Source organism: Kluyvera georgiana ATCC 51603 (assembly GCF_001654985.1).
Taxonomy (GTDB): domain Bacteria; phylum Pseudomonadota; class Gammaproteobacteria; order Enterobacterales; family Enterobacteriaceae; genus Kluyvera; species Kluyvera georgiana.
Window position 1 is genome coordinate 24238 of record NZ_LXEU01000050.1, and the last position, 25317, is coordinate 49554.

The window sequence follows — 25317 nt, forward strand, 5'->3', positions numbered from 1 at the left end:
GAAACAGCGCTTGCTGCGTCCTATGGATTCGCGTAAAAATGACAGCCGCTCTTTTGGCCACGAAAATAGAACAATATGCTTCAGGACAACCCGCTGCTTGCGCAGCTAAAACAGCAACTCCATTCCCAAACGCCCCGCGCGGAAGGGGTCGTCAAAGCCACGGAAAAAGGTTTCGGTTTCCTCGAAGTCGATGCACAGAAAAGCTACTTTATTCCGCCGCCGCAGATGAAAAAAGTGATGCACGGCGACCGTATTATTGCGGTGATCCACTCTGAACGCGAAAAAGAGAGTGCTGAGCCGGAAGAACTGGTCGAGCCGTTCCTGACACGCTTTGTGGGTAAGGTGTATCGTAAGGACGATCGTCTGTCTATCGTGCCTGACCATCCGCTGTTGAAAGACGCCATTCCTTGCCGCGCCGAACGTGGCGTAACTCACGACTTTAAAGAGGGTGACTGGGCCGTTGCTGAAATGCGCCGTCATCCGCTGAAAGGCGACCGCAGCTTCTATGCCGAACTGACCCAATTCATCACCTTTGGTGACGACCACTTTGTGCCATGGTGGGTCACCCTCGCCCGTCACAACCTGGAAAAAGAAGCGCCGAACGGCGTCGCCACCGAGATGCAGGACGAAGGGCTTGAGCGCCGCGATCTCACCGCGCTGGACTTTGTCACCATCGACAGCGCCAGCACCGAAGATATGGACGATGCGCTGTACGTGGAAGAAGCCGCCGATGGCAAGCTGCTGCTGACCGTCGCCATCGCCGATCCTACCGCCTGGATCGTGGAAGGCAGCAAGCTGGACAACGCGGCGAAAATTCGCGCGTTTACCAACTATTTGCCGGGCTTCAACATTCCGATGCTGCCGCGCGAGCTGTCTGACGACCTCTGTTCGCTGCGCGCTGACGTGGTGCGCCCGGTGCTTGCCTGTCGCATGACGCTGGCCACCGATGGCACCATCGAAGACAACATTGAATTCTTTGCCGCCAATATCGAGTCAAAAGCCAAACTGGTGTACGACGACGTGTCCAACTGGCTGGAGAACACCGGTAGCTGGCAGCCGCAGAGCGAAGCCATTGCACGCCAGATTACCCTGCTGCAGCGCGTATGCCAGGCACGTAGCGAATGGCGTAAAACCCATGCGCTGGTGTTTAAAGACCGCCCGGACTACCGTTTCGTGCTGGGGGAGAAAGGCGAAGTGCTGGATATCGTCGCCGAGCCGCGCCGCATTGCCAACCGCATCGTTGAAGAATCCATGATTGCGGCGAACATCTGCGCTGCTCGCGTGCTGCGCGACAAACTCGGTTTCGGCGTTTATAACGTCCACACCGGGTTCGCACCGGATAACACCGAAGCGTTGGCGGCCCTGCTGAAAACGCATGATGTGCACGTCGATCCGCAGGAAGTGCTGACGCTGGCAGGCTTCTGCAAGCTACGCCGCGAGCTGGACGCGCAGCCATCTGGCTTCCTCGACAGCCGTATTCGTCGCTTCCAGTCATTCGCTGAAATCAGCACCGAACCGGGTCCGCACTTTGGTTTAGGCCTTGAGGCCTACGCCACCTGGACCTCGCCGATCCGTAAGTATGGCGATATGATTAACCATCGCCTGCTGAAGGCGGTGATCAAAGGTGAAAGCGCCTCACGACCGCAGGATGATGTGACCGTACAGATGGCCGAGCGCCGTCGCCTGAACCGCATGGCAGAACGCGACGTCGCAGACTGGCTGTATGCCCGTTACCTTAGCCCGATGGCAGGTAAAGAGACTCGCTTTGCCGCTGAGATTATCGACATCAGCCGCGGCGGTATGCGCGTGCGCCTGGTCGATAACGGCGCGGTCGCCTTTATTCCGGCTCCGTTCCTGCATGCTGTGCGCGACGAGCTGGTCTGCAGCCAGGAAAGCGGCACCGTGCAGATCAAAGGTGAAGTGGCCTATAAGGTCACCGATGTCATTGATGTCACCATCGCGGAAGTCCGTATGGAGACACGCAGCGTGATTGCCCGCCCGGCCGCGTAATCTGCGCCAAACGGCCCCTTCAGGGGCCGTTTTTTTATCTACCGCCCACCGACGATCTTTTTTCTCGGCGAAAAAGCCAAAAAGCATTCACACTGAATATCATGGCATCCGAACGCAGAGGGATGAGAGGAAGGTATGGTCAAGTCTCTGGCACAAAATCTGCTCGACCCAAACTCCAGCGAAACCAGCCTCTACTGGCGTTTATCGCGTGCCGAGTCGACGCTGCTTTTAGGGTCGGACCCCGATGCGAATGCCGACGTTGCCGTCCCGTTAAGTGAAGAAAACGCCAGCCGCATTCGAGCCATGAGCGTCACTACCTCCAGTATCGCCCTGAATATTCAGCTTAACGGCTACGACGTCCCTATTCATTTAATTGGCCGCAAGGTTAGCAGCACCGAATGGGCCGGTACCGCCTCCTCCTGGTTTGACACCTCTTCCGTCGCCCGCGATCTGTTACAAGGCCTGCTGTTTGCAGAACAGGTGGTATCAGAAGCCAACGCCGTGATCGTCATTCTCGATAGAGAAGGCAAAATTCAGCGTTTCAACCGCCTGTGCGAAGAGTATACCGGTCTCAAAGAGCAGGATGTCATTGGTAAAACCGCGTTCGAGCTGTTTATGTCGGCACCGGAAGCCGCAGCGGCGCGGGAAAACGTCAGCCGTTTTTTTACCAACGGCGGGCCGTATGAAGTTGAGCGCTGGATCAAAACGCGTAAAGGCTCGCGCCTGTTTTTATTTCGCAACCGCTTTGTGCACAGCGGTAGCGGCAAAAACGAGATCTATCTCATCTGCTCCGGAACCGATATTACTGAGGAACGCAAAGCCCAGGAACGCCTGCGGATGCTGGCCAATACGGACACCATTACCGGCCTGCCAAACCGGCATGCTATCAATGAGCTGATTGGTCGCGCGTTAGACAATCGCCAGGGTGATAATCAGATTGGCCTCGTCTATTTCGACCTCGACAACTTCAAGAAGGTGAATGACGCCTACGGCCACGTATTTGGCGATCAGCTTTTGCAGTCGGTTGCGCTGTCGATTTTAAGCTGCCTGGAAGACGGGCAGACGCTGGCACGGCTTGGCGGTGACGAGTTTATTGTCCTGGCGGTAAATACCTCGCAGAGTGCGCTGGAGGCGATGGCATCGCGGGTGCTAACCCGCCTTCGCGACCCGTTCCGTATTGGCCTGATTGAGGTCTACAGCGGCTGTTCACTCGGCATTTCACTCGCGCCGCAGCACGGCGAAGACCGTGAGAGCCTGATTCGCAATGCCGACACCGCGATGTACACCGCGAAAGAAAAAGGCCGTGGACGGTTTAGCGTCTTCTCCCCCGAAATGAATCAACGGGTGTTCGAATACCTGTGGCTGGATACGAACCTGCGCAAAGCGCTGCAAAGCGATCAGTTGGTCATCCATTATCAGCCCAAAGTGGCGCTAAGTGGTGAGATCCTGAGTCTGGAAGCGCTGGTACGCTGGAATTCACCGGAGCGTGGGTTAATCCCGCCGCTCGACTTTATCTCCTACGCAGAAGAGTCCGGACTGATTGTGCCGCTGGGACGCTGGGTGATGCTCGAAGCCATTCGCCAACTGGCGCAGTGGCGCGACCGCGGTATTCACTTGCGCGTCGCGGTCAACGTTTCGGCGCGCCAATTGGTCGACCAATCCATTTTCAGCGACCTTAAACAGGCGTTGAAGGCGCAGCACTTTGATGAATGCCCGATTGATATTGAGCTGACCGAAAGCTGCCTGATTGATAATGCCGACCAGGCCCTCGAGGTCATTCAGCAATTTCGCTCCCTCGGCGCACAGATTCACCTCGACGACTTCGGCACCGGCTATTCATCGCTGTCACAGCTGGCGCGTTTTCCCATCGATACCATCAAGCTGGACCATAGTTTTGTGCATCACGTGCACAAACCGTCGGTTTCGCAGTCACTGGCGCTGGCGATTATCGCCGTCGCCCGCGCGCTCAATCTGCGTATTATTGCCGAAGGGGTGGAGGATGCTGACGACGACGCTTTCTTATTGCAAAATGGCGTTGACGAGCGGCAGGGCTACTATTTTGCTCGACCGATGCCCATCGCCGAACTGGAACGCTGGCTGGAAGCGCGTCGGGGGTTATAAGGTAAGCCTTTTTTTCACTTCTCTTTTGTCTGTAAATTTTGCATCATTGATTTCAATCGAATTTATCAACAGGATCCCACCATGTCCGAGCTCGATGCGCGTCAGGTAGCCCAACGTATTGATACCGTATTGGATATTCTGGTCGGCGGTGACACCCACTCCGCCATCAACAATCTGGAAATATTAAAAGCGGAACTGCTGGCGCACGCCGCAGACGAACGCGACAGCAGAACAGGTCAGCCTAAGTCCCCGTGGGAAATCTGACGTCCTTTGCCCAGCGGACGGCGGCGCTGAGCCTGACAGCCGCCTTCGCGTAGAGAAATTGATCGATTTAATATGAATTCCCGACAGCAAACAATTTTACAACTGGTCATCGATAAAGGCCGCATGAGCGTCGCCGACCTGGCAAAAATGACCGGCGTCTCGGAAGTGACGATTCGTCAGGATCTGAATCTGCTGGAGAAACAGAGCTATTTGCGACGTACTCATGGTTACGCGGTCCCGCTGGATAGCGAAGACGTTGAAACGCGCATGATGAACAATTTCGCTCTCAAGCGCGAGCTGGCCGAGTTTGCCGCGTCTCTGGTGCACCCGGGCGAAACCGTGTTTATCGAAAACGGCAGCAGCAATGCTCTGCTGGCGCGGGCGCTGGCGACACAGCCGGATATCACCATTATTACCGTCAGCAGCTATATCGCCCATCTGTTGAAAGAGACGCCGGGAGAAGTGATTCTGCTGGGCGGTATCTATCAGAAGAAAAGTGAAAGCATGGTTGGCCCGCTGACGCGTCAGTACATTCAGCAGGTACATTTCAGCAAAGCCTTTATCGGTATTGATGGCTGGCAACCGGAAACCGGGTTTACCGGTCGTGACATGATGCGCGCTGATATCGTCAACGCGGTACTGGAGAAAGGCACCGAAGCCATTGTCCTGAGCGACAGTTCGAAATTCGGCGCCATTCATCCGTATGCACTGGGGCCGATGAACCAGTTCAGCCGGGTGATTACCGACGATAATCTGGCAACGGAAAAACAGCTACAGCTTGAGCAGGCTGGTTTGACTGTGAATATTGTGCCACGTCCTTGATTGACTCAACCCGGTGTGCAGCCACATCGGGTTTCCTCTTCCCCTTCCCGCCTCGCTATGAGAGTTTTCCGACCCCTGAATTAAGACTTTTTACCTGTCAGCAACATCACAAAATCGTAAAATTAATGTTAGCGATATAACAGGAAGTAACTATCACTTACGTGACTTTTAGCAATAAAATTTACAACCTGCGCAACAAGCTTCACAGGAGGAACCTCTGGCAATGGCTATACTTAAGGTGCTCTTCCGTGAATAGAATATTCAGGAGAAATAAAATGACTTCAATGAGCAAGAAAATGGCTGCCGCGATGGTAGCAGTAACGCTGGTCATGTCGCTGAGCGCATGTTCTAACTGGTCCAAACGCGATCGTAACACCGCGCTGGGCGCCGGTGCAGGTGCCATCGGTGGCGCCGTATTAACCGACGGTAGCGCGCTGGGTACACTGGGCGGTGCGGCGGTTGGTGGGATCATCGGCCACCAGGTTGGTAAATAAGCTATTTCAGCAAGATTATCAGGGCCCTGAGAATTCTCGGGGCCCTTTTTATTGGTCGTTTGGCAATCAGACCAGGGGGACGCTTTAACCGCCTGCCAACTTCACCTTCATACCTTTTGCTTCCAGCAGCGTTTTCAGCAGGTCGCGTTTGTCGCCCTGAATTTCAATCACGCCATCTTTCAGCGCGCCGCCGCAGCCGCATTTTTTCTTCAGCTCGGCCGCCAGCTTCGCCAGCGCGTCGTCATCCAGGTCAATCCCGGTAATCAGGCATACGCCCTTTCCTTTACGCCCGCTGGTTTGACGTTGAATGCGTACGATGCCATCCCCCCTGGGGCGCTCGGCAACGGCTTTAGGTTCGTCAATACGCCCGGTTTCCGTGGAATAGACCAGACGGCTGTTAGCATCGCTCATCATGCCTCCAGATTTAATGATGCGTTAATGTCGCGCAGCGTCTGCGCCGGGTCAGCAGACTGGGTGACAGGACGACCAATAACCATATAGTCAACGCCCGCCGCCAGCGCCTGCTCCGGGGTCATAATGCGACGCTGATCGCCCGCCGCGCTGCCGGCCGGACGAATCCCCGGCGTCACCAGTTTGAATGCCTGGCCCAGCTCCTGCTTGAAGCGAACGGCTTCCTGTGCTGAGCAAACGACGCCATCCAGGCCGCAGTTTTTGGTCAATGTCGCCAGCTTCGCCGCGTAGTCCGCCGGGGTTAAGGTAATCCCCAAATCCTGTAGGTCGCTGGACTCCATGCTGGTCAGCACGGTAACCGCAATCAGCAGAGGCGCATCGTTACCAAACGGTAGCAGCGCTTCACGCGCGGCGGTCATCATCCGCGCGCCGCCGGAGGCATGCACGTTTACCATCCACACGCCGAGATCGGCCGCCGCCGCTACCGCATGCGCCGTGGTGTTTGGAATATCGTGGAATTTCAGGTCCAGGAAGATATCGAAGCCACGCTGCTGTAAATCACGCACCAGCTGCGGGCCAAACAGCGTAAACATCTCTTTACCGACTTTCAGGCGGCAATCGCGCGGGTCGATACGGTCAACGAAGGCCAACGCCTTATCACGATTATCATAGTCGAGGGCGACAACAACGGGAGAAGATGTGGTAACACGAGAAGAAGATGAAGCAACGGACATGACTGGACCTTCTTGTTGATGGGCACGCGCGGTGCAGAAAAGGTAAACGGGCAGCATTCTACCTGCGTGACCCAGCAGGCACAATGGCAGAGGCGGTCACGGTTGGGGAAATTAAAGTATGTTGTAACTAAGTGGGTCGTTTTTTAGAAATTACTGACCATCAAGACCGCGAATCGGCTTAATGGTCGACCACGCGCGGCATGACGGACAGTGCCAGTACAGCGTATAGGCCGTGAAACCGCACTTTTGACAGCGATAACGCGGTTTGCTGCGTACCTGTTCGCCGACCATATCGCGCAGCACCATCAGGCTCTCTTTCGCGCGCCCTTCTTCCGCTTCATTGAGGTGGTAGTCCATCAACTTGTGGAAAACGCGCATCGTGGGATGACGCTGGAGCTGGCGGGTGACGTAGGTTTGCGCCGCGTCGCCGCCTTTGCTCTGCTCAACCACCTGCGCCAGCATCAGTTCTGCCGTCGCGCCGGTATTCTCTTCCACACAGCGTTGGAGGAAATGTTCCCACTCTTTGTCCTTGCCAAGCTGCTGATAGCAGGTTTGCAGCATTTCCAGCGTTTCGCTGACCAGCTCTTTATCCTGATCAATCACTCGCAGCAGGCTGTCCATCGCTTTGGCATAGTCACCCTTCGCCATCCACGCGCGCCCCATCATAATGGATACACGCGCGCTGGAAGGATCCGCCGCCGCGCCGCGTTTGAGTAGCGACATGGCTTTATCCAGCTCGTCGTTGCCCATCTGCTGGAGCGCCAGTTCGCACCAAAAATGCGCGATATCACCACGATGCTTATCTTTACCCAGCTTCACCAGACGCTCGGCGGTATCAATCGCCTTCTGCCAGTCGCTGGTGGCCTGATAGATTTGCAGGAGCTGCTGAAGCGCACTGATGCGGAAATCGGTTTCGTCAACCAGCTGGTTGAACATATCTTCAGCACGATCGTACAGCCCGGCGGCCATATAGTCGCGGCCAAGCTGTTGTACCGCCAGCAAACGCTGATCGTACGTAAGAGAGGCGCTTTCCATCAGCGTCTGGTGAATGCGGATAGCCCGGTCAACCTCACCGCGCGAGCGGAACAGGTTCCCCAGGGTCAGGTGCGCTTCCACGGTGCCGGTATCCTCTTTGAGCATATCGAGGAACAGGTCAACCGCTTTATCCTGCTGGTTGCTTAAAAGAAAGTTCACCCCTGCCACGTAATCACGCGACAAGCGGCTCGCTTCGTCCTGTTTGGACTGTTGCGCACTTCTGCGGCCCATATACCAGCCATAAGCGGCGGCGACGGGCAAAAGCAGAAACAACAACTCCAGCATAGATGATTATTCCTTCGCCGCCGGAACTGCCGGCGCTACCGTAGTCGCCGTCTCAGGGGCAAGTTGATGTTCCAGGCGTTTAATTTTACGTTCGGCACGCAGCAGTGAAACGCGCACGCGCAGCCAGAACAGGCCGCAGACCAGCCAGCCAATCGCTAAGCCAACGGCAAACAGCACCGCCAACAGCGTTGAAATTCTGAACTCGCCCTGCGCCAACAAGTAGTTGAAGGTCACAAGCCGATCGTTTTGCGCACCCAGCGTCACTGAGATGACGAAAATCGCTAACACCAATAAGAAAATGAGTAGGTATTTCACATTACTTCCCGTTATGCGGCTTCTGCAGTGTCGACACAGCACCTAGCCTTATAAAATAACATCTTCACCGCGACGACGAAATGGAAAAGCGTTCCGCAGGCCTTAGATCTGTGGGTTAGCATGCTGGAAATCAACCCTTTTCCCCTTTTCGTTCTATCGCGCCCTATTTTTCTGTCTCTTTTTTCCACGGCCCGCAGTATCTCACCGCCAGCCAGCCTGCGATTGTCGCCAGCAGCCACGACATAACCGTCGCCATCATCAGGTCCAGCGGCCAGTGCATCCCCAGCAGCAGGCGGCTGCCCATCACCGTTACCGCCCAGGCCATGAGCACGACGACGGCGCACGCCCGGCGACGCGACCACAGCAGCCCAACCGCCAGCAGTGCCCAGGTCGCGGCAAACATGGTGTGCCCTGACGGAAAGGCAAAGCCGGTCTCTTTTTGCCAGTGATGGCGTAAAAACCCCGGGATATCATGCTGTTGTGCCAACTGCTCCTTGACCAGCGCCGAGCGTTCACCTCGCTTTAAAGTGTAGAACTGCTCGACCGGGATCTGCTGCGTTTTTTCCAGCCAGATAACAAACGGCCTCGGCTCTTGTACGACCCCTTTCACCAACGATTTTGCGCCCTGCCCCAGAAGTACCGCCGCGCTGAGAACGATCGCCAGTATGATTGCCCCACGAAGACGCGGCCGTAGCAACCAGACAAACAGCGCGCACAGCAGAAGATGGGTGATAATCCCCCACGGTTGGGTGACCGTTTCCGTCACCGCGTACAGCGCCTGCAACCACCAGCTGCCGGGCCCCGGTAGCCATTGCCAACCGGAGATCCAGACCGTCAACGGCATGACTAAAAGTAAGATGGCTCCGATAAGCGTTCGTCGGGCGATGGTCAGCATTTTTCTTCCTTTTTTCAATGAGGTTACCGCGCGAAACCTCAAAAATGTTCAATTTTGTGCGCTTTCCCGGCGGTCACCCGCGCACGATTAGGTGAAGTAAAGCACGTTGTGGCAAAATAAGGAAAACAGAAGGCGTCGCTGGCGCTAACATAATCTGGAGAATCACATGCAGCTTAAACGTGTGGCAGAAGCCAAACTGCCAACCCCCTGGGGCGATTTCCTTATGGTGGGCTTTGAAGAACTGGCAACCGGGCACGATCACGTCGCGCTGGTTTTTGGTGATATTACCGGGCAAACGCCGGTGCTGTCGCGGGTACACTCGGAATGTTTAACCGGCGACGCGCTTTTTAGCCTGCGCTGTGATTGTGGTTTCCAGCTTGAGGCCGCGCTGTCGCACATTGCGGAAGAAGGCCGAGGGATTCTGCTTTATCATCGCCAGGAAGGTCGTAACATCGGCTTGCTGAACAAAATTCGCGCCTACGCGCTGCAGGATCAGGGCTACGATACCGTAGAGGCCAACCACCAGCTCGGTTTTGCCGCCGACGAACGCGACTTCACCCTGTGTGCCGATATGTTCAAACTGCTGGGCGTTGATGCGGTGCGTCTGCTGACCAACAACCCGAAAAAAGTCGAAATTCTGACCGAAGCGGGCATCAATATTGTGGAACGCGTGCCGCTGATCGTCGGACGTAACCCGAAAAATGCCCACTATCTCGACACCAAAGCGGCGAAAATGGGGCACCTGCTCAGTAAGTAATGCCGTGGTTGCCGTTTTGCTTTAAAACGGCAACCTTTTCCTGCCTTACAGCGAGATATTCTGCTCGCTCTGCGCATCAAAGATGTGACACTTCTCCATCTCAAAACGGAACCATACCTGGCTATGCAGGCCAGCGTCGAGAATCCCTTTAGCCTCGTCCGAGGGCATCCGCGCCGTCATCTCAAATTCGCCAACCTGTAGATAGAGGAAGAATTCGTGCCCCATATTTTCCGCACGAATCAACGTCCCTCGTCCACAACCCTGCGCAAAAGGCTGAGTGGAGACGGTAACATATTCCGGGCGAATGCCGAAAAAGACTTCTTTATCAACGTAGTTCACCACTTTACTCTGCTGCTGGGCGCTCAGAGGCAGTGTGTCATGACCTACAGTAATGTGCAGACCATCGTCTTTGAGGACGATTTTCGCCGGTTTGATGTTCATTTCCGGCGCGCCGATAAAGCCAGCCACAAACATATTTTGCGGATAATGATAGAGGTTGTCCGGGGTATCTACCTGCATGATGTGGCCGAGCTTCATCACGCAGATACGGTCGCCCATGGTCATCGCTTCGGTCTGATCGTGGGTAACGTAAACGGTGGTTGCCGGTTTGCCGGATTTCTTCAGTTGCTTGTGCAGATCGGAAATGCGGATACGCATTGACGCACGCAGTTTGGCATCGAGGTTCGACAGCGGTTCATCGAACAGGAACACGTCCGGCTTTTTGACAATCGCGCGACCTACCGCCACACGCTGCGCCTGGCCGCCGGAGAGCTGACGCGGCAGACGGTCCAGCAGCTCTTCCAGCTCGAGGATTTTCGCCGCTTCATTGACCTGCGCCTCGATCTGATCTTTCGGCATTTTGCTCAGCTTCAGGCCGAACGCCAGGTTCTCACGCACGGTCATGTGCGGATACAGTGCGTAGTTCTGGAACACCATCGCAATCCCACGCTCTTTCGGCGCGAGGTTGTTGACGATTTTCTCGCCGATACGCACTTCGCCGCCGCTGATGGTTTCCAGCCCCGCCAGCATACGCAGGGTGGTGGATTTGGCGCAGCCGGACGGGCCGACAATCACCATAAATTCGCCTTCGGCAATCGTCAGGTCGATACCATGCACCGCTTTAAAGCCGTTGGAGTACACCTTTTCCAGTTTGTTAAAAATCACTTCAGCCATGATATTTCCTCTTAGCCTTTAATTCCGCTGCTGGACACGCCCTGGACGAAGTAGCGCTGCGCCAGGAAGAACACGATGATGGAGGGCAGAATGGAGATGCTCGCCATTGCCAGAATTTCGTTCCACGGCGCCCCTTCGGTGACGTCGATGGACATTTTCAGTGCCAGTGCAATCGGGTACTTATCAACGCTGTAGACGTAGATCAGCGGGCCGATAAAGTCGTTCATGGACCACATGAACTGGAACAGGGCGACGGAAATAATCGCCGGTTTCAGAATGGGTACGACGACGTACCATAGCACCTGCCACGAGTTGCAGCCGTCGATCTGCGCCGCCTCTTCCATATCGCGCGGCACGCCGCGCAGGAACTGAATCAGCATAAAGACGAAGAAACCCTGGGTGGCGAATGCGGTCGGCAGGTACAGCGGCAGATAGCTGTTTAGCATGCCCATTTCACGGAACATCAGATACTGCGGGATCAGCAGCACGGTGCTCGGCAGCAGCATGGTGGCAATCAGCGTACCAAACCAGAACTTCTTCCACGGAATCTCAAAGCGAGCAAAGCCATACGCCACGATGGTCGAAGAGATAATGGTCAGGATCACCTTTGGGATTACATATTTAAAGGTGTTGATCATGTAATGACCAAAGTTGTACTCGGTGCCGGTTTTCCAGCCGTTAATAAAGCCGTCCCAGGTGGCGTGAGACGGCCAAAGATTCAGCGTGGTGAATATTTCGTGGTTCGGTTTGAATGACGCCGAGAACATCCACGCCAGCGGGTAGAGCATCATCAGCCCCACGACCAGCAAAATAACGTAACGCACGGTCCGGCTGATTTTCTCGCGGCGCAGCGTACGGGCCACTTCGCGTGCCGCCTCCTCTTTTGTGGAGAGAACGGATTGCAACTCAGCCATTTTTTCCTCCCTTATCGGCAGAGTAGAACACCCAATATTTCGATGACTTAAAAGCAATGGCGGCAAATACGGCCACCACCAGGAACAGCACCCACGCGAGCGCCGCGCCGTAGCCCATATCAAAGTATTTGAAGGCGGTATCGTAGATGTAGAGCGAGAACAAGTAGGTATAGTAAGTTGGGCCGCCGCCGGTGATCACATAGGGGCCGGTAAACTCCTGGAAAGTCCCGCTGGTCTGCATAATAAAGTTGAAGAAAATAACCGGCGTAATCAACGGCACGGTCACCTTGAGGAACATCTGCCATTTTGACGCGCCGTCAATCATCGCCGCTTCGTACTGCGATTGCGGTACGTTTTGCAGGGCCGCGAGGAAGATAACCATCGCCGAGCCAAACTGCCACACGCGCAACAACGTCACCGAAATCAGCGCCAGCGATGGTTCGCCCAGCCAGTTGATCGGATCGACGCCAATCACGCCCAGCATACTGTTAAACAGGCCGTCGATGGCGAACAACGCGCGCCACAACACCGCGATAGCCACCGAACTGCCAAGAATCGACGGGATGTAGTACGCGGTGCGGAAAAAACCGATGCCGCGCAGTTTAAAATTGAGCACAAAGGCAATACCCAGCGCAAACGCCAGTTTCACCGGAATGGTCAAAAAAACGTAGACAAAGGTCACCGCCATCGATTTCCAGAACAGTGAGTCTTCCGTCAGCATATACCGATAGTTTTCGATGCCGGTAAATTGTGGGGGACTCATCAAATCATACTGGGTAAAACTTAATAAAAAAGATGATATAAACGGAAAGGCGGTAAACACCAGCAACCCGATTATGTAGGGTGATATCCATGCCAGACCTAATAACTTATTCTCGTTCATAGATTCCTCTAATATAATAAAGACGTGCTGTATCGCGCATCGTCGCGATGGGCGAGGTAGTGATCTTTATCACATTCAATATTAACTAATAAAAATTAGCCGTGAGGCCTCGCAAATTAATGAAAAAACATTTCATTTCTTTGTAATAAAATCCTATAGTCGAGAAATAATCTCAACTTCCATGAAGGCTAATGCCATGGCACTACGTCGGCACGCAACCTATTCACCGGATAACGCGTCATTGATGATCAAGCACATCGCTGACCAGGATATCTGCCCGCTGCACGCCCATGACTTTTACGAAATGGTCTGCGTCTCCTCAGGAAGCGGTATGCACGTTATTGATGGCATCTCCTGGCCCATCAGCCGTGGTTCCGTGTTCGTGGTCGCGCCTCATGAAGAGCACTATTTTGAGAAAGTGGAAAAACTTTCCCTGCTCAATATTCTAATCCGCCCCGCCTTTCTCAATGAAACGCTGCTGACTTTGCTTGCTGACTTTGCGCCTGAAAAACAGTTTATGGCCACCCACCAGACCATTGTGCACAGTACATTTTATACCAACCTATTAAATGAAGAATTAAGCCATAATTTGGTTCATCGATCGCTCATGCTGGAAACATTGTTTACTCAGCTGGCGATATTTTTGCAGCGCGGCCATATTAGCCAGGCGGCTAATAACTGCGTCAAAGAAGATTCAATCATATATTTATTGAATTACTTACATCACAATTATGCAAATGACAAATTAAGCATCGACTATCTGGCGCAAAAATTTAATATTCAGAAACGAATGCTGGAACGCAAAGTCCAATCGATTACCGCCTTGACGCCAAATGACTACATTACTCACGTGCGTTTGTGTCATGCGATGAATTTGTTGGTTACCTCTGAGCAATCCATTACCGATATCGCCTATCTGTGCGGCTTTAACGACAGTAACTACTTTTCCCATCGCTTTAAGCTCTTCTTCGGCATACCGCCGCGTACGGTGCGCAAATATGGTCTCTTCCCGCTGATCAGCCACCGCAGCGCGCTCCAGTCATAGACCGGAGCGCCGTTCATGGTTCAGATAAACAGATTCTGATACTCGATCAACGCCAGCATCGCCATCGCCTGCCCATAAGGCATGGTGGTACGTTCAATATTGCGATAGTAGTCAAGATCCTTACCCATCCCTGTACCGAAAGAAACATTGGCCAGTTCACCCTGCGGGCTAATCTGCCGCATCACGCCTTCCGCAGCGGCAATCCCCGTAGTGAGAAAACGTTTATCGATATAGCGCAGACGCACCGCTTTCAGAATGCCATACGCAAAACCCGCTGAAGCCGACGATTCCAAATAAGAATGCGGGTCATCCAGCAGCGTGTGCCATAACCCACTTTCTCTATCCTGCCGCTGCGCCAAAGCCGCTACCTGCCGCGCCAACTGGCCCAGCAAGAACTCACGCACCGGGTCGCCTTTCGGCAGGTCGAGCATCTCGATAAAGTCCGGGATGGCCACCGTCACCCAGCTGTTGCCGCGCCCCCAAAGCGCGTTAGCATAGTGATGGCGCCCCTCAAAGTTCCAGCCGTGATACCACAGCCCGGTCGGCGCATCGCACAGGTACTGCGAATGCAGCAGGAACTGACGCTTAGCCTCGTCCACCCACTGTGGACGATTGAGCACCAGCCCGGCCTTCGCCAGCGGCATCACGCTCATCATCAGCGTATCGTCCCATAGTTGCTGATGATGCGCGAAATTGAAGGTCATATGCTGCAGGCCACCCAGCTCGGTACGCGGCATGTCATGCATCACCCAGTTGGCCCAGATATCGATGTAACGCCGCCATGGCGTATAGCCAGTCTCTTCGTACAATGCGGCAAGCGTCAGCATTGGCGCCATGGTATTGACGTTTTTAGTCGGCGTACCTTCGCGAAAACGGTCGGTAAACCACTGTTCGATAATCGCCATCCAGCGCGGGTTACGCGTCTGCAGCCAGTATTGCCACAGGCCGTACAGCCCGATGCCGTGAGTCCATTCCCATCCGCCCCACCCTTTGGTGTCTACCACCCTGCCATCCGTCAGCGTCATGAGAAACGCACCGTTTTCATCACGAATATTCACCAGCGCATCAATCAGCTTTTCCGTCATCTGCACCGTCTGTTCAGCGCTAAACTGCAGTTGCTCTCTGCCCATGAAAACCTCTTATTTCATCGGTGTATGTTTGCGCAGCGCGCGCTTGGCGGTACGTTCGAACTCTTTGGCGGCGTCTTCAGGGCTGATTTTGCCGTAGTCAATCCGCTGGGTCAGATCCAGCCAGTACTGTTCGATCTCCGGGTTTTTAAAGTACGGCGAGACGTAGACGTTATCCGACGGCATGCTCTCCACCAGTTTCAGGCCGGTAATCACCGGGTCGTCCGGCTGTGCCATCGTGTTATTCATCACGTAGTCCGCCGCCGCTTTACTCACCGGAAAGCCTCTCTCCAGCCCCATCAGCGCGACGCCTTGCGGCTGATTAAACATGTAATTCATCAGCATCGCCGCCTCTTTGGGATGCTTCGTGTTACGGCTAATGGCGAATATCATCGACGGTTTGATAAATAACCCTGCATCCTTCGCCCCCGACAGCAGCGGATATGGCCCCACCTCCAGTTTTGCCGGTGGCGCCAGGGTATCTTCATACTTAGCGACTGCCGAACTCATCAGGTTAGAGCCGCCGAATTCGCCGTTGATCCACGGCTTCATTTCGAACGGCTGCGCTTTACCAAACGACTGAATATACTTCTGACTCGGCAGGACGTGTTCGTTCACCAGCTTCTGATAGACTTTGACAAATTCCAGCCACTGCGCCTCGCTATAGGTGAACTCTCCTTTTTCGTTGAGCATCGGCTGGTTGTATTTCTGCACCATCCACGAATTAATGAGTTCCATTGAGGTGGTGACGATAGCCGGATAGTCATTGTCGCCAAGCTTCTCTTTAAAGATCTTACCGGCGGCGTACAGCTCATCCCAGGTTTTCGGGTAGGCCAGCCCGACCTTTTTCCATGTTTCGGTGTTGTAGTAGAGAATGGGTGCCACCAGTGAAACGGGCAGCCCCTGCACTTTGCCGTTCACCGTCACGGTCCCCAGCTTGCCCGCATAGTTTTCCAGCCCGACCTCTTTGCTAAGCTGATTGAGATCGTAAAAGCCATCACCGGATCGTGAGAACACCTGTATCCAGCTCCAGTCAAGCTGCATGACGTCCGGTTCATTTTTCCCTGCAATCTGGGTGGAGAGGCGTGAAACGAAACCGTCCCAGCCGGTGTATTCAGCCTTCACCTTAATGTTGGGATGCGCCTGCTCAAAGGCGCGAATAGTTTTCAGGGTGTTCTGGTGACGCGAGTTCGCCCCCCACCAGGAGACGCGCAGGGTCACGCTGTCGCTATCGTCCGCTATCGCCGGCGCAATGCAAAATATGCCGCCGCAGGCCAGCAGCAGCGAGAGTGCTATTTTTTTCATCATAAACGTCCTGTCAGCAGTGCGGAGACATCCGCCAGGTAAACAGCAGGTAATCCCTCGCGATCGGAGGTATAAAGTACGTGGCGCAGATCCGGGCTAAACGACGGGTGTGGATGGCTTGCCTGACACTGGCCGTCAATCACTCGCCATGAGGTATCGTGGCGGACAATCCGCCGCGTTTGCTTCTCACCCGGCTTAAACAGGTAGAGCCAGGGGTCTGTCAGCGTCGCATAGCCGCCCTCGTCGGTGAGATCCACCGGCGTTCCGCAGCCGTCACCCACCAGCAGCGAGCCATCAAAATTGCTCATCAGGTGTGAACAAGCGGGCATCTGCATTACCTTTTCGCTCCGCGTGCTGCCCGCCAACGTCTGGCAAATATGGCGCTGATGTGTCTCTTTATGCAGGGAGACGAAAATGATGCGCGAACCGTCCGGCACCCAGAACTCATGGGTAAAGGTTTCCTCTTCGTCCTGGCTCACCGGCGCGGAAAGCCCCGTCTGACGCTGATGCAACCAGATACGGTTGCGAATCAGATCGTGCGGTCCTTCATGACAGTACATGATGGTATCGGTATCGCCGGGGCGAAAACCGGGGTGTCCTAACCAGCGCGGCTCTTCAAACAGTTGTTCGCTGCGACCGGAAGCAAGGTCGATGACTTCACAGCGCGTGGTCGGGTTCATATGATACTGTCGCTGGAAATCGCTCCAGTCGTGCAACGGCAGATAACTTTCCGCCGACAGCGACATGCCGATCATTTTGCGGCCACTGCTGTCGGGCGCCCAGGCACTGGTGCTTACCCACTGGGCAGGCAGTTGGTACAGTACCTGTTCCTGCAAGGTATCCAGCTCTACACGCACGATTTGCCGGTTGTGGCGCATAAAGATCAGCCCGCTATCGTCATCAGTGATAAACCCGTCAAAGCTATTATCGCCAGCCCCATCGGTGAGCTGGCGCAGCGTGCACTGCTCAAGATCGAGCAGCCAGTAGTTCCAGTTACCCTGTTCAACGCCGCCAATCAGCAGTTGTGTTCCTCCCTGTAAAAAGCACTTTTGATAGAAATAGTTGCGATGAAAAATGCGCCCCAGTGGCGTTAAGCGCATAACGCGAACGCCGGTCACCGGATCGGTTTCAGTAATAAAAGCAAGCGGAGTGATATCACCCTTGGCCATAGTTTCCTCAATATCAGGCGTGGACGGTGAACTGACAGCTCAGAATGTCAGCGCGTCTGTGAAGCAGTCCTACCAGACGCAGACATCAGCATGCCAACGGCGTCAGGAAATAACCTTTGAAATAAGGACAAAATACGACGACGAGTGACGCATTAATCAAGGTTGCAGCGTTATCATTAATAATCACAGGAATGCTCACATTCTTAACCGATTAAATCCCATTCTTTGTATTTCCGACAAAAACAGGGTTGTGGCTGGTTATTTTATAAAGGTTTTAATGACGTCATAGATGATTAACTGTTCCGACACAGCTATCCACAAGAGTGAATAATATGAGGCTAACGTCTACTGCATCTATGCTGGCGATATTGCTCTCCACGGCAATATCGCCAGCATGGGCCGTTAAGTTTGAAAAACAGCAAGATAAATATCTTATTGATAATGGCAAATTGAAAATCACCCTTGCAGCATCGGGAAATATCACCCATCTGAAGATGGGCAATAATAACCTGCTGGCACATTTATCCGGCACCCAGCGCGATCCTGATAAAATTCGCAGCGGTTACCTTGATTATCACTCAGGGCGCGTTACACCATTTATTGCCAACAAATTCACGCTCATCGAAAATACTCCACAGCGGCTGCACATTATGTTTCAGGGAGAAAACCCTGAGAAACTCGCGCTGGAATATCACTATATTATCCCGCAAGGCAGCAACGGATTTTATAGCTACGTCGTGGCGGAAAATAAAACACCCAAACCGGTATTAGTCAGTGAGCTTCGGGTGGTATATCGCTTTGACCCTCTGCGCCTGAATCATCTGTTTAACAGCCAGCGTGACGGCGTGCCTTTGCTGTATAGCGCATTAGAAAAGTTACCCAAAATCCAGGATGAAACCTGGCGTTTACCCTCTGGTGACGTCTATAGCAAGTATGATTTCGCCGGCTATCAGCGACAGCTGCCTTTCTGGGGAGTCTATGGCGACGGGCTCGGCGCATGGCTGATCCCCGCCTCACCGGAGTACTTTTCCGGCGACAGCAACAAGCAAGAGTTGCTGGTTCATCAGGATGCCATCGTCCTCAACTACCTGACCGGCGCGCACCTTGGCTCTCCCGATATGATTGCGCCGCCGGGCTGGCAGAAGCTATACGGCCCGTGGTTTATGTACTTCAATCAGGGCGATGCCGAAACGCTGAAGCAGGACGTCCAGCGTCAGGCGCTTGCCGAACAGCGCGCCTGGCCCTACACGTGGGTGAAAGACGACCGCTATAGCACCCAACGCGCCGAAGTGCTTGGCCGAGTGCTCTCGCCGACAAAGGTCAATGTCACCCTCAGTTCCTCACTCACCGAGCCGACCGATCTCCAGACCCTGGGCTATGCCTGGAGCAGCACCAGTGACGCGCAGGGCCGAATCGCCTTCAACAACGTGGTAAAAGGCCAGTATCGGCTTGATGTTTATGCCAGCGAAGGCCAGCGCCCCGGGCTGCTGTACAGCACTACGGTCAACATTCAGGATGATGCTACGGTGCTGGCAGACATTACGCTGCCGCCCTTCGTCGCGCCGCTGTGGTCCATCGGCCAGTCCGACCGTTCAGCCAGCGAGTTCCGCTTCGGCAATGCTCCACGAGGCTGGCAGTGGCAGCATCGCGTCCCCGCCAGTCTGACGTTCGATATCGGACGCAGCGACCCGCATCAGGACTGGTATTACGCGCAGACCCAGCCCGGCGATTGGTCGATTCGCTTTAGCGATACCGCCGATCGTCAGCCCCGTTATTTAAACGTCGCGTTCGCCGCGGTCAGTAACTTCGGTATGGACCACCCAACCAAACCCGTCATGCAGGTGTTGTTAAATAATAAAGTCATTAAAACGCTGACATACGAAAACGATAAGGCCATTTACCGTGGCGCAACCCGTAGCGGTAAATACCATAACGAAAAAATAGAACTGCCTGCGGACAAGATGGTTAATGGCAATAATACCGTTACCTTCCGACTCCAGGGTGGAGCATTTATGTACGACTTTATCTCGTGGTCTAAACAATAAGAGGGAAAATATGTTATCTCGTAAATACCTTATGGCAGGATGCGTCTTATTAGTTAGCCAGGTTGCACTGGCAGAGGAAGGTTCATCACCGATTAAAGCACTAAGTCTGGATTATCGACACGAATATCGAACGCGCGACCGGACGCATTATGACAAGTTGAACATGTCAGCGGCCCTGCCGAATAATTTTAATTTTTCAATAGAAACAAAATATAAAACAGGTGGCAAAGACACCAAAGACAAAATGTTTTCTGATCCGGTGATCAACGCGGTTGAGCTTACTCTCTCCCGCGTTTTTATATTTGACAACTTCAAAATATCGCCACTAATTCAACCAGAATTCAACAACGAACGTACAGAATGGAAATTTGGCTTCGTGCCCTGGTATACCTTTAATGAAAACTGGGCCATCGGCGGGATGTACCGTTTTGAAATGACCGATTATGCCAACGATCCCGACTGCGGCTATAACGGTGATAAATCCTGTAGCACCAACAAACATCGTACGGTAAACCGTGGCGATATCTATTTGCGTTACACCTGGGACCGTTTCTCCACTACCTATAAATTTATCTATAAGCACGGCGATGAAATTCTCTGGGGCAACCAGCACTACGACTACGAGCAGGAGTGGCAGTTTGACTACTTGCTGGGTGATAAGAAAGAGTGGAAACCGTACGTTACTTTCGGCGATATAGGGCGCTCGTCCAAGTCCACCGAACGTCAGTTCCGTCTGCGTATGGGGGTGGTCTACACCTTTAAATAATCCGTTTTCGCGATAGCGCCAGGCGGCGCTATCGCACTGCTTCTGTTCTACATGCCACGTTAGCGTTTACTTTTGCAATCGTCTGTTTTGGGGCCAGCCATCGGCCCCGTTTTTTTTAGCTCAACATATTACGAATCACATAGTGCAAAATACCGTCGTTCTGGTAGTAGGTTAGCTCGGTCGCCGTATCGATACGGCAGCGGCACAGCACGGTTTGCTGCTGACCATCTGCCCGGGTGAGCACGACGGGGATCGTTGCCCCCGGCTTCAGTTGCTGTAGCCCGGCGATATCAATCCTTTCCTCGCCGGTGAGCTGCAGCGTTTTGCGGCTTTGGCCCTGCGGGAACTCCAGCGGCAGTATGCCCATACCGATAAGGTTGGAACGGTGGATACGTTCAAACGACTCTGCAATCACCACGCGGACTCCGAGCAAGCGCGGGCCTTTCGCCGCCCAGTCGCGGCTGGAACCCGAGCCATACTCTTTACCCGCAATCACCGCCAGCGGCGTGCCCTGCGCCTGATAATGCATCGCCGCATCGTAGATCGACATCACCTCATTTCCGGGCAGCAGGCGCGTCATGCCCCCTTCCACACCGGGCACCATCTCGTTGCGGATACGAATATTGGCGAACGTACCGCGCATCATCACCAGATGGTTGCCGCGACGGGAACCGTAGGAGTTAAAGTCGCGGGTGGCCACGCCATTTTCCTGCAAATAACGCCCTGCCGGGCTATCCGCCTTGATGCTCCCTGCCGGGGAAATATGGTCAGTGGTGACCGAGTCGCCAAGCATCGCCAGCACGCGCGCACCATGAATATCTTTCACCGGTTCAGGGATCGCGCCCATCTCGTCAAAGAACGGCGACAGGCGAATATAGGTGGAGTCATTTTGCCAACGGTAAGTGTCCGAGGCAGGCACGTCGATCGCCTGCCACTCTGGCGTGCCGGCAAACACCGCCGCGTACTCTTTGTGGAACATATCGGTCGATACCTGCTGCACCGCGCGCGCAATTTCATCGCTGCCCGGCCAGATATCCTTCAGGTATACCGCTCTCCCCTGACTATCTTCTCCTAGCGGATCCCGCGTCAGATCGACGGTCATATTACCCGCCAACGCGTAAGCAACCACCAGCGGCGGCGAGGCCAACCAGTTGGTTTTTACCAGCGGATGGATACGACCTTCAAAGTTACGGTTGCCGGAAAGCACCGCACCAACGGTCAGATCGCCTTGTTTGATCGCGCTTTCAATCGGATCGGGCAATGGGCCTGAGTTACCAATACAGGTGGTACAGCCGTAGCCAACCAGGTTAAAGCCCAGCTGGTCAAGATACGGCGTCAGCCCGGCATAGGCCAGGTATTCCGACACCACCTTCGACCCCGGCGCCAGCGACGCTTTGACCCACGGCTTCGGCTTTAATCCGCGCGCAACGGCATTTTTCGCCAGCAGCCCGGCGGCCATCAGCACACTCGGGTTCGAGGTGTTGGTACACGAGGTAATCGCGGCAATCACGACCGCCCCTTCCGGCAATGCATACTGCTCGCCGTTGAGGCTAAAGGCGACGGCCGGCTTTGCTGTACCTGCACCGTTCACCTCCAGTTCAGTCGTGGCGTTAAACGCTTTCGGCACGTTGCCCAGCGCGACGCGGTCCTGCGGGCGTTTCGGCCCGGCGAGGCTCGCCTCGACATCGCCCATATCCAACGCCAGCGTCTGACTGAAGACCGGCTCATCGCCAGCGTGCCGCCACATGCCCTGCGCTTTGGCATAGGCCTCCACCAGCGCCACCTGTTCATCGCTGCGCCCGCTCAGGCGCATGTAGGAGAGCGTGACGTCATCAATCGGGAAGAAACCGCAGGTTGCCCCGTATTCCGGAGCCATATTGGCGATAGTCGCGCGGTCGGCCAGCGGCAGTGAATCCAGTCCATCGCCGTAGAATTCAACAAATTTCCCCACCACGCCAAGCTGGCGCAACATTTGGGTGACGGTGAGCACGAGGTCGGTGGCGGTAATCCCTTCACGCAGCTTGCCGGTCAGCTTGAAGCCGACAACATCGGGAATCAACATGGAGACCGGCTGCCCGAGCATCGCCGCTTCCGCTTCAATACCGCCAACCCCCCAGCCCAGCACGCCCAGGCCGTTAATCATGGTGGTGTGGGAATCGGTACCGACCAGCGTGTCCGGGTAGGCCACCCATTCATTGCCCTGCAGTTCACTCCACACCGCCTGCCCCAGATATTCAAGGTTAACCTGATGACAAATACCGGTGCCCGGTGGTACCACGCGGAAGCGACTGAACGCCTGCTGCCCCCAGCGTAAGAAGGTGTAGCGTTCGTGGTTGCGCGACATTTCAAGCCGCACGTTTTCCTCGAAGGCATCCTCATCGCCAAAGCGGTCTACGGTGACCGAGTGGTCAATCACCAAATCGACCGGCGACAAAGGGTTCACCTTGTGGGTATCGCCACCAAGGCGCTTCACCGCCTCGCGCATGGCAGCCAAATCCACCACTGCCGGTACACCGGTAAAATCCTGCATCAGCACACGGGCGGGACGATAGGCAATCTCCCGGTCGGCATGGGCGTTTTTCAGCCAGCCCGCCAGCGCCTGAATGTCGTCGGCAGTCACCGAGTCGCCATCCTGCCAGCGCAGAAGGTTTTCCAGTAAAACTTTGAGTGATTTCGGCAAGCGGGCGATATCGCCAAGGGTCTTTGCGGCCAGCGCTAAGCTGTAGTAGTGGTAGGTTTTATTGTCGACCTGTAGCGTTTCCTTGCAGGCCTCTCGTAGGGTTGACGACATAGCTCCTCCTTAAATGACGGGAATTGCACACTCTGACACTCCTCAGAGCCTCTATTAAAGATAACACAACGACCCGAACACGCCGGAAAAGGGCTCAGATTGATAAATGCATCAACACTTTATTAAAAAAGAGACGAAGGGAAATAAATAGCAGGGGAAGGATTTTCTGAATATAGCAGTAGGGAAAGAAAAATGAGCAATAACCCTGGAGTTACTGTTTCTTATTCTCATCCTGATTGAACAGTTCGATAAACTCTTTTTGCTCAGGCGTCAATTTCCACTCGTCCGGGACATTGACCTTATTATTATTCTCAACGGGTTTCTTTGCCGCCGGCGCGCGGGGCTTCGCCGGTTTAACGCGTTCAGACGTCAGCATGGTTAGCCCCAGAACTTCCAGATCAGCAGTGCGACAGCCACCCAGAACAGCGCAGAACCCAGGAATACGCTTAGCCATGCTTTGCGCTTCACGCCCGGTTCTTTATTTTCTGACGCCATTACATGCCTCTCAAAATCGATATTACTTATCATTTTCACACCAATTAATTGTTACAACTAATCATCAATGAGATAAATCCTAAGTAAATTTTAAGCAAAAATCCAGCGATTTTACGAATCCTGGAGAGAGATTTATTTATTCTTTTGACGCTGAAGGGATATTTGAGTAGAGAAGTTTGCTTAACGTTAAATTTATTTCTACTTTTGCTGCGATGTTGCCAATAGAAACAATTCTTAATCTCGACGATGGACGGATGAGGGATAAAAATCAGGGGATTGGGGTGGACAATATAAGCCTTTTCGCCCCCGATACCCGGGGGCGGATAATCATGGAAGATTACTTTTCCGGTAGCTTAATATCTTTGAACATGGCTTCAATGTCCTCATTGGAGCGCAGCGCTACCGCGGTATCGACCACGTCGCGGGTCAGATGTGGGGCAAAGCGCTGAATGAAATCATACATGTAGCTTCGTAAGAAGGTGCTGCGACGGAAGCCAATCTTCGTGGTGCTGTGGCTGAAAATACCGTCTGCATCGAGCTTAACCAGATCCGGATCGGAGATAGGATCGACGGCCATGCTGGCAATCACCCCTACCCCAAGCCCCAGCCGCACGTAAGTTTTAATCACATCGGCATCGGTGGCGGTAAAGACAATACGCGGCGTCAGGCCCGCGCGGTTAAACGCGGTGTCCAGCTCAGAGCGCCCGGTAAAGCCAAAGGTGTAGGTCACCAGCGGATACTGCGCCAGTTCTTCAATCGTGACCGATGTTTTGGAGGCCAGCGGGTGTTCCGGCGTCACCACAATAGAACGGTTCCAGTGATAGCAAGGCAGCATCACCAGATCGTCATACAGGTGCAGCGCTTCGGTCGCAATCGCGAAGTCGGCGTTGCCTTTGGAAACCGCTTCGGCAATCTGGGTTGGCGACCCCTGATGCATATGCAGCGACACGCGCGGATATCGTTCAATAAAGCCTTTAATCACGCCCGGTAGCGCGTAACGCGCCTGGGTGTGCGTCGTAGCGACGTACAGCGAGCCTTTATCCGGCCAGGTATGTTCGCCCGCAACAGACTTGATGGCGTCCACTTTCGACAGCACTTCCCGAGCAATACGGATAATCTCCTGACCTGCCGGAGTGACCTGCGTCAGATGCTTGCCGCTGCGGGCGAAAATCTGAATACCCAGCTCATCCTCCAGCATTCTGACCTGCTTACTGATACCCGGCTGCGAGGTGTAAAGCCCTTCAGCGGTAGAGGAAACATTAAGGTTGTGATTAACCACCTCAACGATATAGCGGAGCTGCTGTAATTTCATGCGGTTGTATCCAGTCTGTACTCAGAAAGCGCTCATAAAGACGATTTAATCATAAGAAATGCATCTGCTATAACCACTATATCATTTATAGCAAGTGTGTATAGATGGAAACAAAAAATAATAACGAGGTTATAAAAAAGGGCCGCACA

General features: G+C 54.1%; 24 protein-coding genes. 9 read left to right on the plus strand and 15 right to left on the minus strand.

The features are described from left to right. Window positions 1–75: 75 nt before the first annotated feature. The 5 genes from M989_RS13080 to osmB all read left to right on the plus strand — a co-directional run bounded on the left by M989_RS13080 (window position 76) and on the right by osmB (window position 5711). The gene (locus M989_RS13080; protein WP_064545977.1) at window positions 76–2010 is read left to right on the plus strand and encodes an exoribonuclease II; all 1935 of its coding nucleotides are present in this window, start codon (window positions 76–78) and stop codon (window positions 2008–2010) included. Between the two features lie 135 nt (window positions 2011–2145). Continuing rightward, the gene (pdeR, locus tag M989_RS13085) at window positions 2146–4131 is read left to right on the plus strand and encodes a cyclic di-GMP phosphodiesterase (protein WP_064545980.1); all 1986 of its coding nucleotides are present in this window, start codon (window positions 2146–2148) and stop codon (window positions 4129–4131) included. 81 nt (window positions 4132–4212) lie between these two features. Beyond that, window positions 4213–4395, plus strand: a complete 183-nt coding sequence (locus M989_RS13090) for a YciZ family protein (protein WP_064545989.1) — start codon at window positions 4213–4215, stop codon at window positions 4393–4395. Window positions 4396–4467: 72 nt separating this feature from the next. Then, a complete protein-coding gene (gene yciT / locus M989_RS13095) occupies window positions 4468–5217 on the plus strand; it encodes a DNA-binding transcriptional regulator YciT (protein WP_064545991.1) in 750 nt (249 codons plus the stop codon). Window positions 5218–5492: 275 nt separating this feature from the next. Next, complete coding sequence (osmB, locus tag M989_RS13100) at window positions 5493–5711, plus strand: osmotically-inducible lipoprotein OsmB (RefSeq protein ID WP_064545993.1); 219 nt, start codon at window positions 5493–5495, stop codon at window positions 5709–5711. Between the two features lie 84 nt (window positions 5712–5795). On the opposite strand, the gene yciH is transcribed toward osmB, so the two are convergent. From yciH to pgpB, 5 genes are all read right to left on the minus strand, one after another. Further along, window positions 5796–6122 (minus strand): stress response translation initiation inhibitor YciH, encoded by a 327-nt coding sequence (yciH, locus tag M989_RS13105; protein WP_064545994.1) that lies wholly within the window; start codon window positions 6120–6122, stop codon window positions 5796–5798. After that, complete coding sequence (gene pyrF, locus M989_RS13110; RefSeq protein ID WP_064545996.1) at window positions 6122–6856, minus strand: orotidine-5'-phosphate decarboxylase; 735 nt, start codon at window positions 6854–6856, stop codon at window positions 6122–6124. Before pyrF ends, yciH begins: the two co-directional genes overlap by 1 nt. Before the next feature lie 150 nt (window positions 6857–7006). Continuing rightward, a complete protein-coding gene (lapB, locus tag M989_RS13115; protein WP_064545998.1) occupies window positions 7007–8176 on the minus strand; it encodes a lipopolysaccharide assembly protein LapB in 1170 nt (389 codons plus the stop codon). A 6-nt stretch (window positions 8177–8182) separates the two neighbouring features. After that, window positions 8183–8491, minus strand: a complete 309-nt coding sequence (locus M989_RS13120; RefSeq protein ID WP_064546000.1) for a LapA family protein — start codon at window positions 8489–8491, stop codon at window positions 8183–8185. A gap of 163 nt (window positions 8492–8654) precedes the next feature. Beyond that, window positions 8655–9386: a phosphatidylglycerophosphatase B gene (gene pgpB, locus M989_RS13125; RefSeq protein ID WP_064546001.1), complete on the minus strand. Its 732-nt coding sequence runs from the start codon at window positions 9384–9386 to the stop codon at window positions 8655–8657. 166 nt (window positions 9387–9552) lie between these two features. Here pgpB and ribA point away from each other — a divergent pair, with 166 nt between their 5' ends. Next, window positions 9553–10143 carry a GTP cyclohydrolase II gene (gene ribA, locus M989_RS13130; protein ID WP_035896308.1) on the plus strand — a complete coding sequence of 197 codons (591 nt, stop codon included), beginning with the start codon at window positions 9553–9555 and terminating at the stop codon, window positions 10141–10143. Between the two features lie 45 nt (window positions 10144–10188). Here the strand turns inward: ribA and M989_RS13135 are convergent, their stop codons facing one another. The 3 genes from M989_RS13135 to M989_RS13145 are packed head-to-tail and all read right to left on the minus strand — an operon-like array spanning window position 10189 to window position 13113. Beyond that, window positions 10189–11316 carry an ABC transporter ATP-binding protein gene (locus M989_RS13135; protein WP_064546003.1) on the minus strand — a complete coding sequence of 376 codons (1128 nt, stop codon included), beginning with the start codon at window positions 11314–11316 and terminating at the stop codon, window positions 10189–10191. 11 nt (window positions 11317–11327) lie between these two features. Next, window positions 11328–12230: a carbohydrate ABC transporter permease gene (locus M989_RS13140; protein WP_064546005.1), complete on the minus strand. Its 903-nt coding sequence runs from the start codon at window positions 12228–12230 to the stop codon at window positions 11328–11330. Next, the gene (locus M989_RS13145; protein ID WP_064546007.1) at window positions 12223–13113 is read right to left on the minus strand and encodes a carbohydrate ABC transporter permease; all 891 of its coding nucleotides are present in this window, start codon (window positions 13111–13113) and stop codon (window positions 12223–12225) included. The genes M989_RS13140 and M989_RS13145 overlap by 8 nt, the downstream gene beginning before the upstream one ends. A 244-nt stretch (window positions 13114–13357) precedes the next feature. Here M989_RS13145 and M989_RS13150 point away from each other — a divergent pair, with 244 nt between their 5' ends. Then, window positions 13358–14158 (plus strand): helix-turn-helix domain-containing protein, encoded by an 801-nt coding sequence (locus M989_RS13150; protein WP_164092391.1) that lies wholly within the window; start codon window positions 13358–13360, stop codon window positions 14156–14158. Between the two features lie 20 nt (window positions 14159–14178). Here the strand turns inward: M989_RS13150 and bglB are convergent, their stop codons facing one another. Genes bglB through M989_RS13165 form a run of 3 tightly spaced genes read right to left on the minus strand, consistent with a single transcriptional unit; the run spans window position 14179 to window position 17759 of the window. Then, window positions 14179–15288, minus strand: a complete 1110-nt coding sequence (gene bglB / locus M989_RS26045) for a beta-galactosidase BglB (protein WP_064546011.1) — start codon at window positions 15286–15288, stop codon at window positions 14179–14181. A gap of 9 nt (window positions 15289–15297) precedes the next feature. Further along, on the minus strand, window positions 15298–16590 hold the full coding sequence (locus tag M989_RS26050; RefSeq protein ID WP_064546012.1) for an ABC transporter substrate-binding protein: 1293 nt from the start codon (window positions 16588–16590) through the stop codon (window positions 15298–15300). Next, window positions 16590–17759, minus strand: coding sequence for an oligogalacturonate lyase family protein (locus M989_RS13165; RefSeq protein WP_064546014.1), 1170 nt, complete (start codon window positions 17757–17759; stop codon window positions 16590–16592). The genes M989_RS26050 and M989_RS13165 overlap by 1 nt, the downstream gene beginning before the upstream one ends. Window positions 17760–18091: 332 nt before the next feature. Here M989_RS13165 and M989_RS13170 point away from each other — a divergent pair, with 332 nt between their 5' ends. Further along, a complete protein-coding gene (locus M989_RS13170) occupies window positions 18092–19804 on the plus strand; it encodes a polysaccharide lyase family protein (RefSeq protein WP_083965160.1) in 1713 nt (570 codons plus the stop codon). A gap of 31 nt (window positions 19805–19835) precedes the next feature. Then, window positions 19836–20570, plus strand: a complete 735-nt coding sequence (locus M989_RS13175; protein WP_245191261.1) for an oligogalacturonate-specific porin KdgM family protein — start codon at window positions 19836–19838, stop codon at window positions 20568–20570. A gap of 115 nt (window positions 20571–20685) precedes the next feature. Here M989_RS13175 and acnA read toward each other — a convergent pair whose 3' ends face one another. From acnA to cysB, 4 genes are all read right to left on the minus strand, one after another. After that, window positions 20686–23361, minus strand: coding sequence for an aconitate hydratase AcnA (gene acnA / locus M989_RS13180; RefSeq protein WP_064546020.1), 2676 nt, complete (start codon window positions 23359–23361; stop codon window positions 20686–20688). 211 nt (window positions 23362–23572) lie between these two features. Next, window positions 23573–23737 (minus strand): hypothetical protein, encoded by a 165-nt coding sequence (locus M989_RS25575; RefSeq protein WP_157093553.1) that lies wholly within the window; start codon window positions 23735–23737, stop codon window positions 23573–23575. A gap of 2 nt (window positions 23738–23739) precedes the next feature. Beyond that, window positions 23740–23889, minus strand: coding sequence for a YmiA family putative membrane protein (locus M989_RS24620; protein WP_074398789.1), 150 nt, complete (start codon window positions 23887–23889; stop codon window positions 23740–23742). Window positions 23890–24193: 304 nt separating this feature from the next. Further along, the gene (gene cysB / locus M989_RS13185) at window positions 24194–25168 is read right to left on the minus strand and encodes an HTH-type transcriptional regulator CysB (RefSeq protein WP_035892921.1); all 975 of its coding nucleotides are present in this window, start codon (window positions 25166–25168) and stop codon (window positions 24194–24196) included. Window positions 25169–25317: the final 149 nt, after the last annotated feature.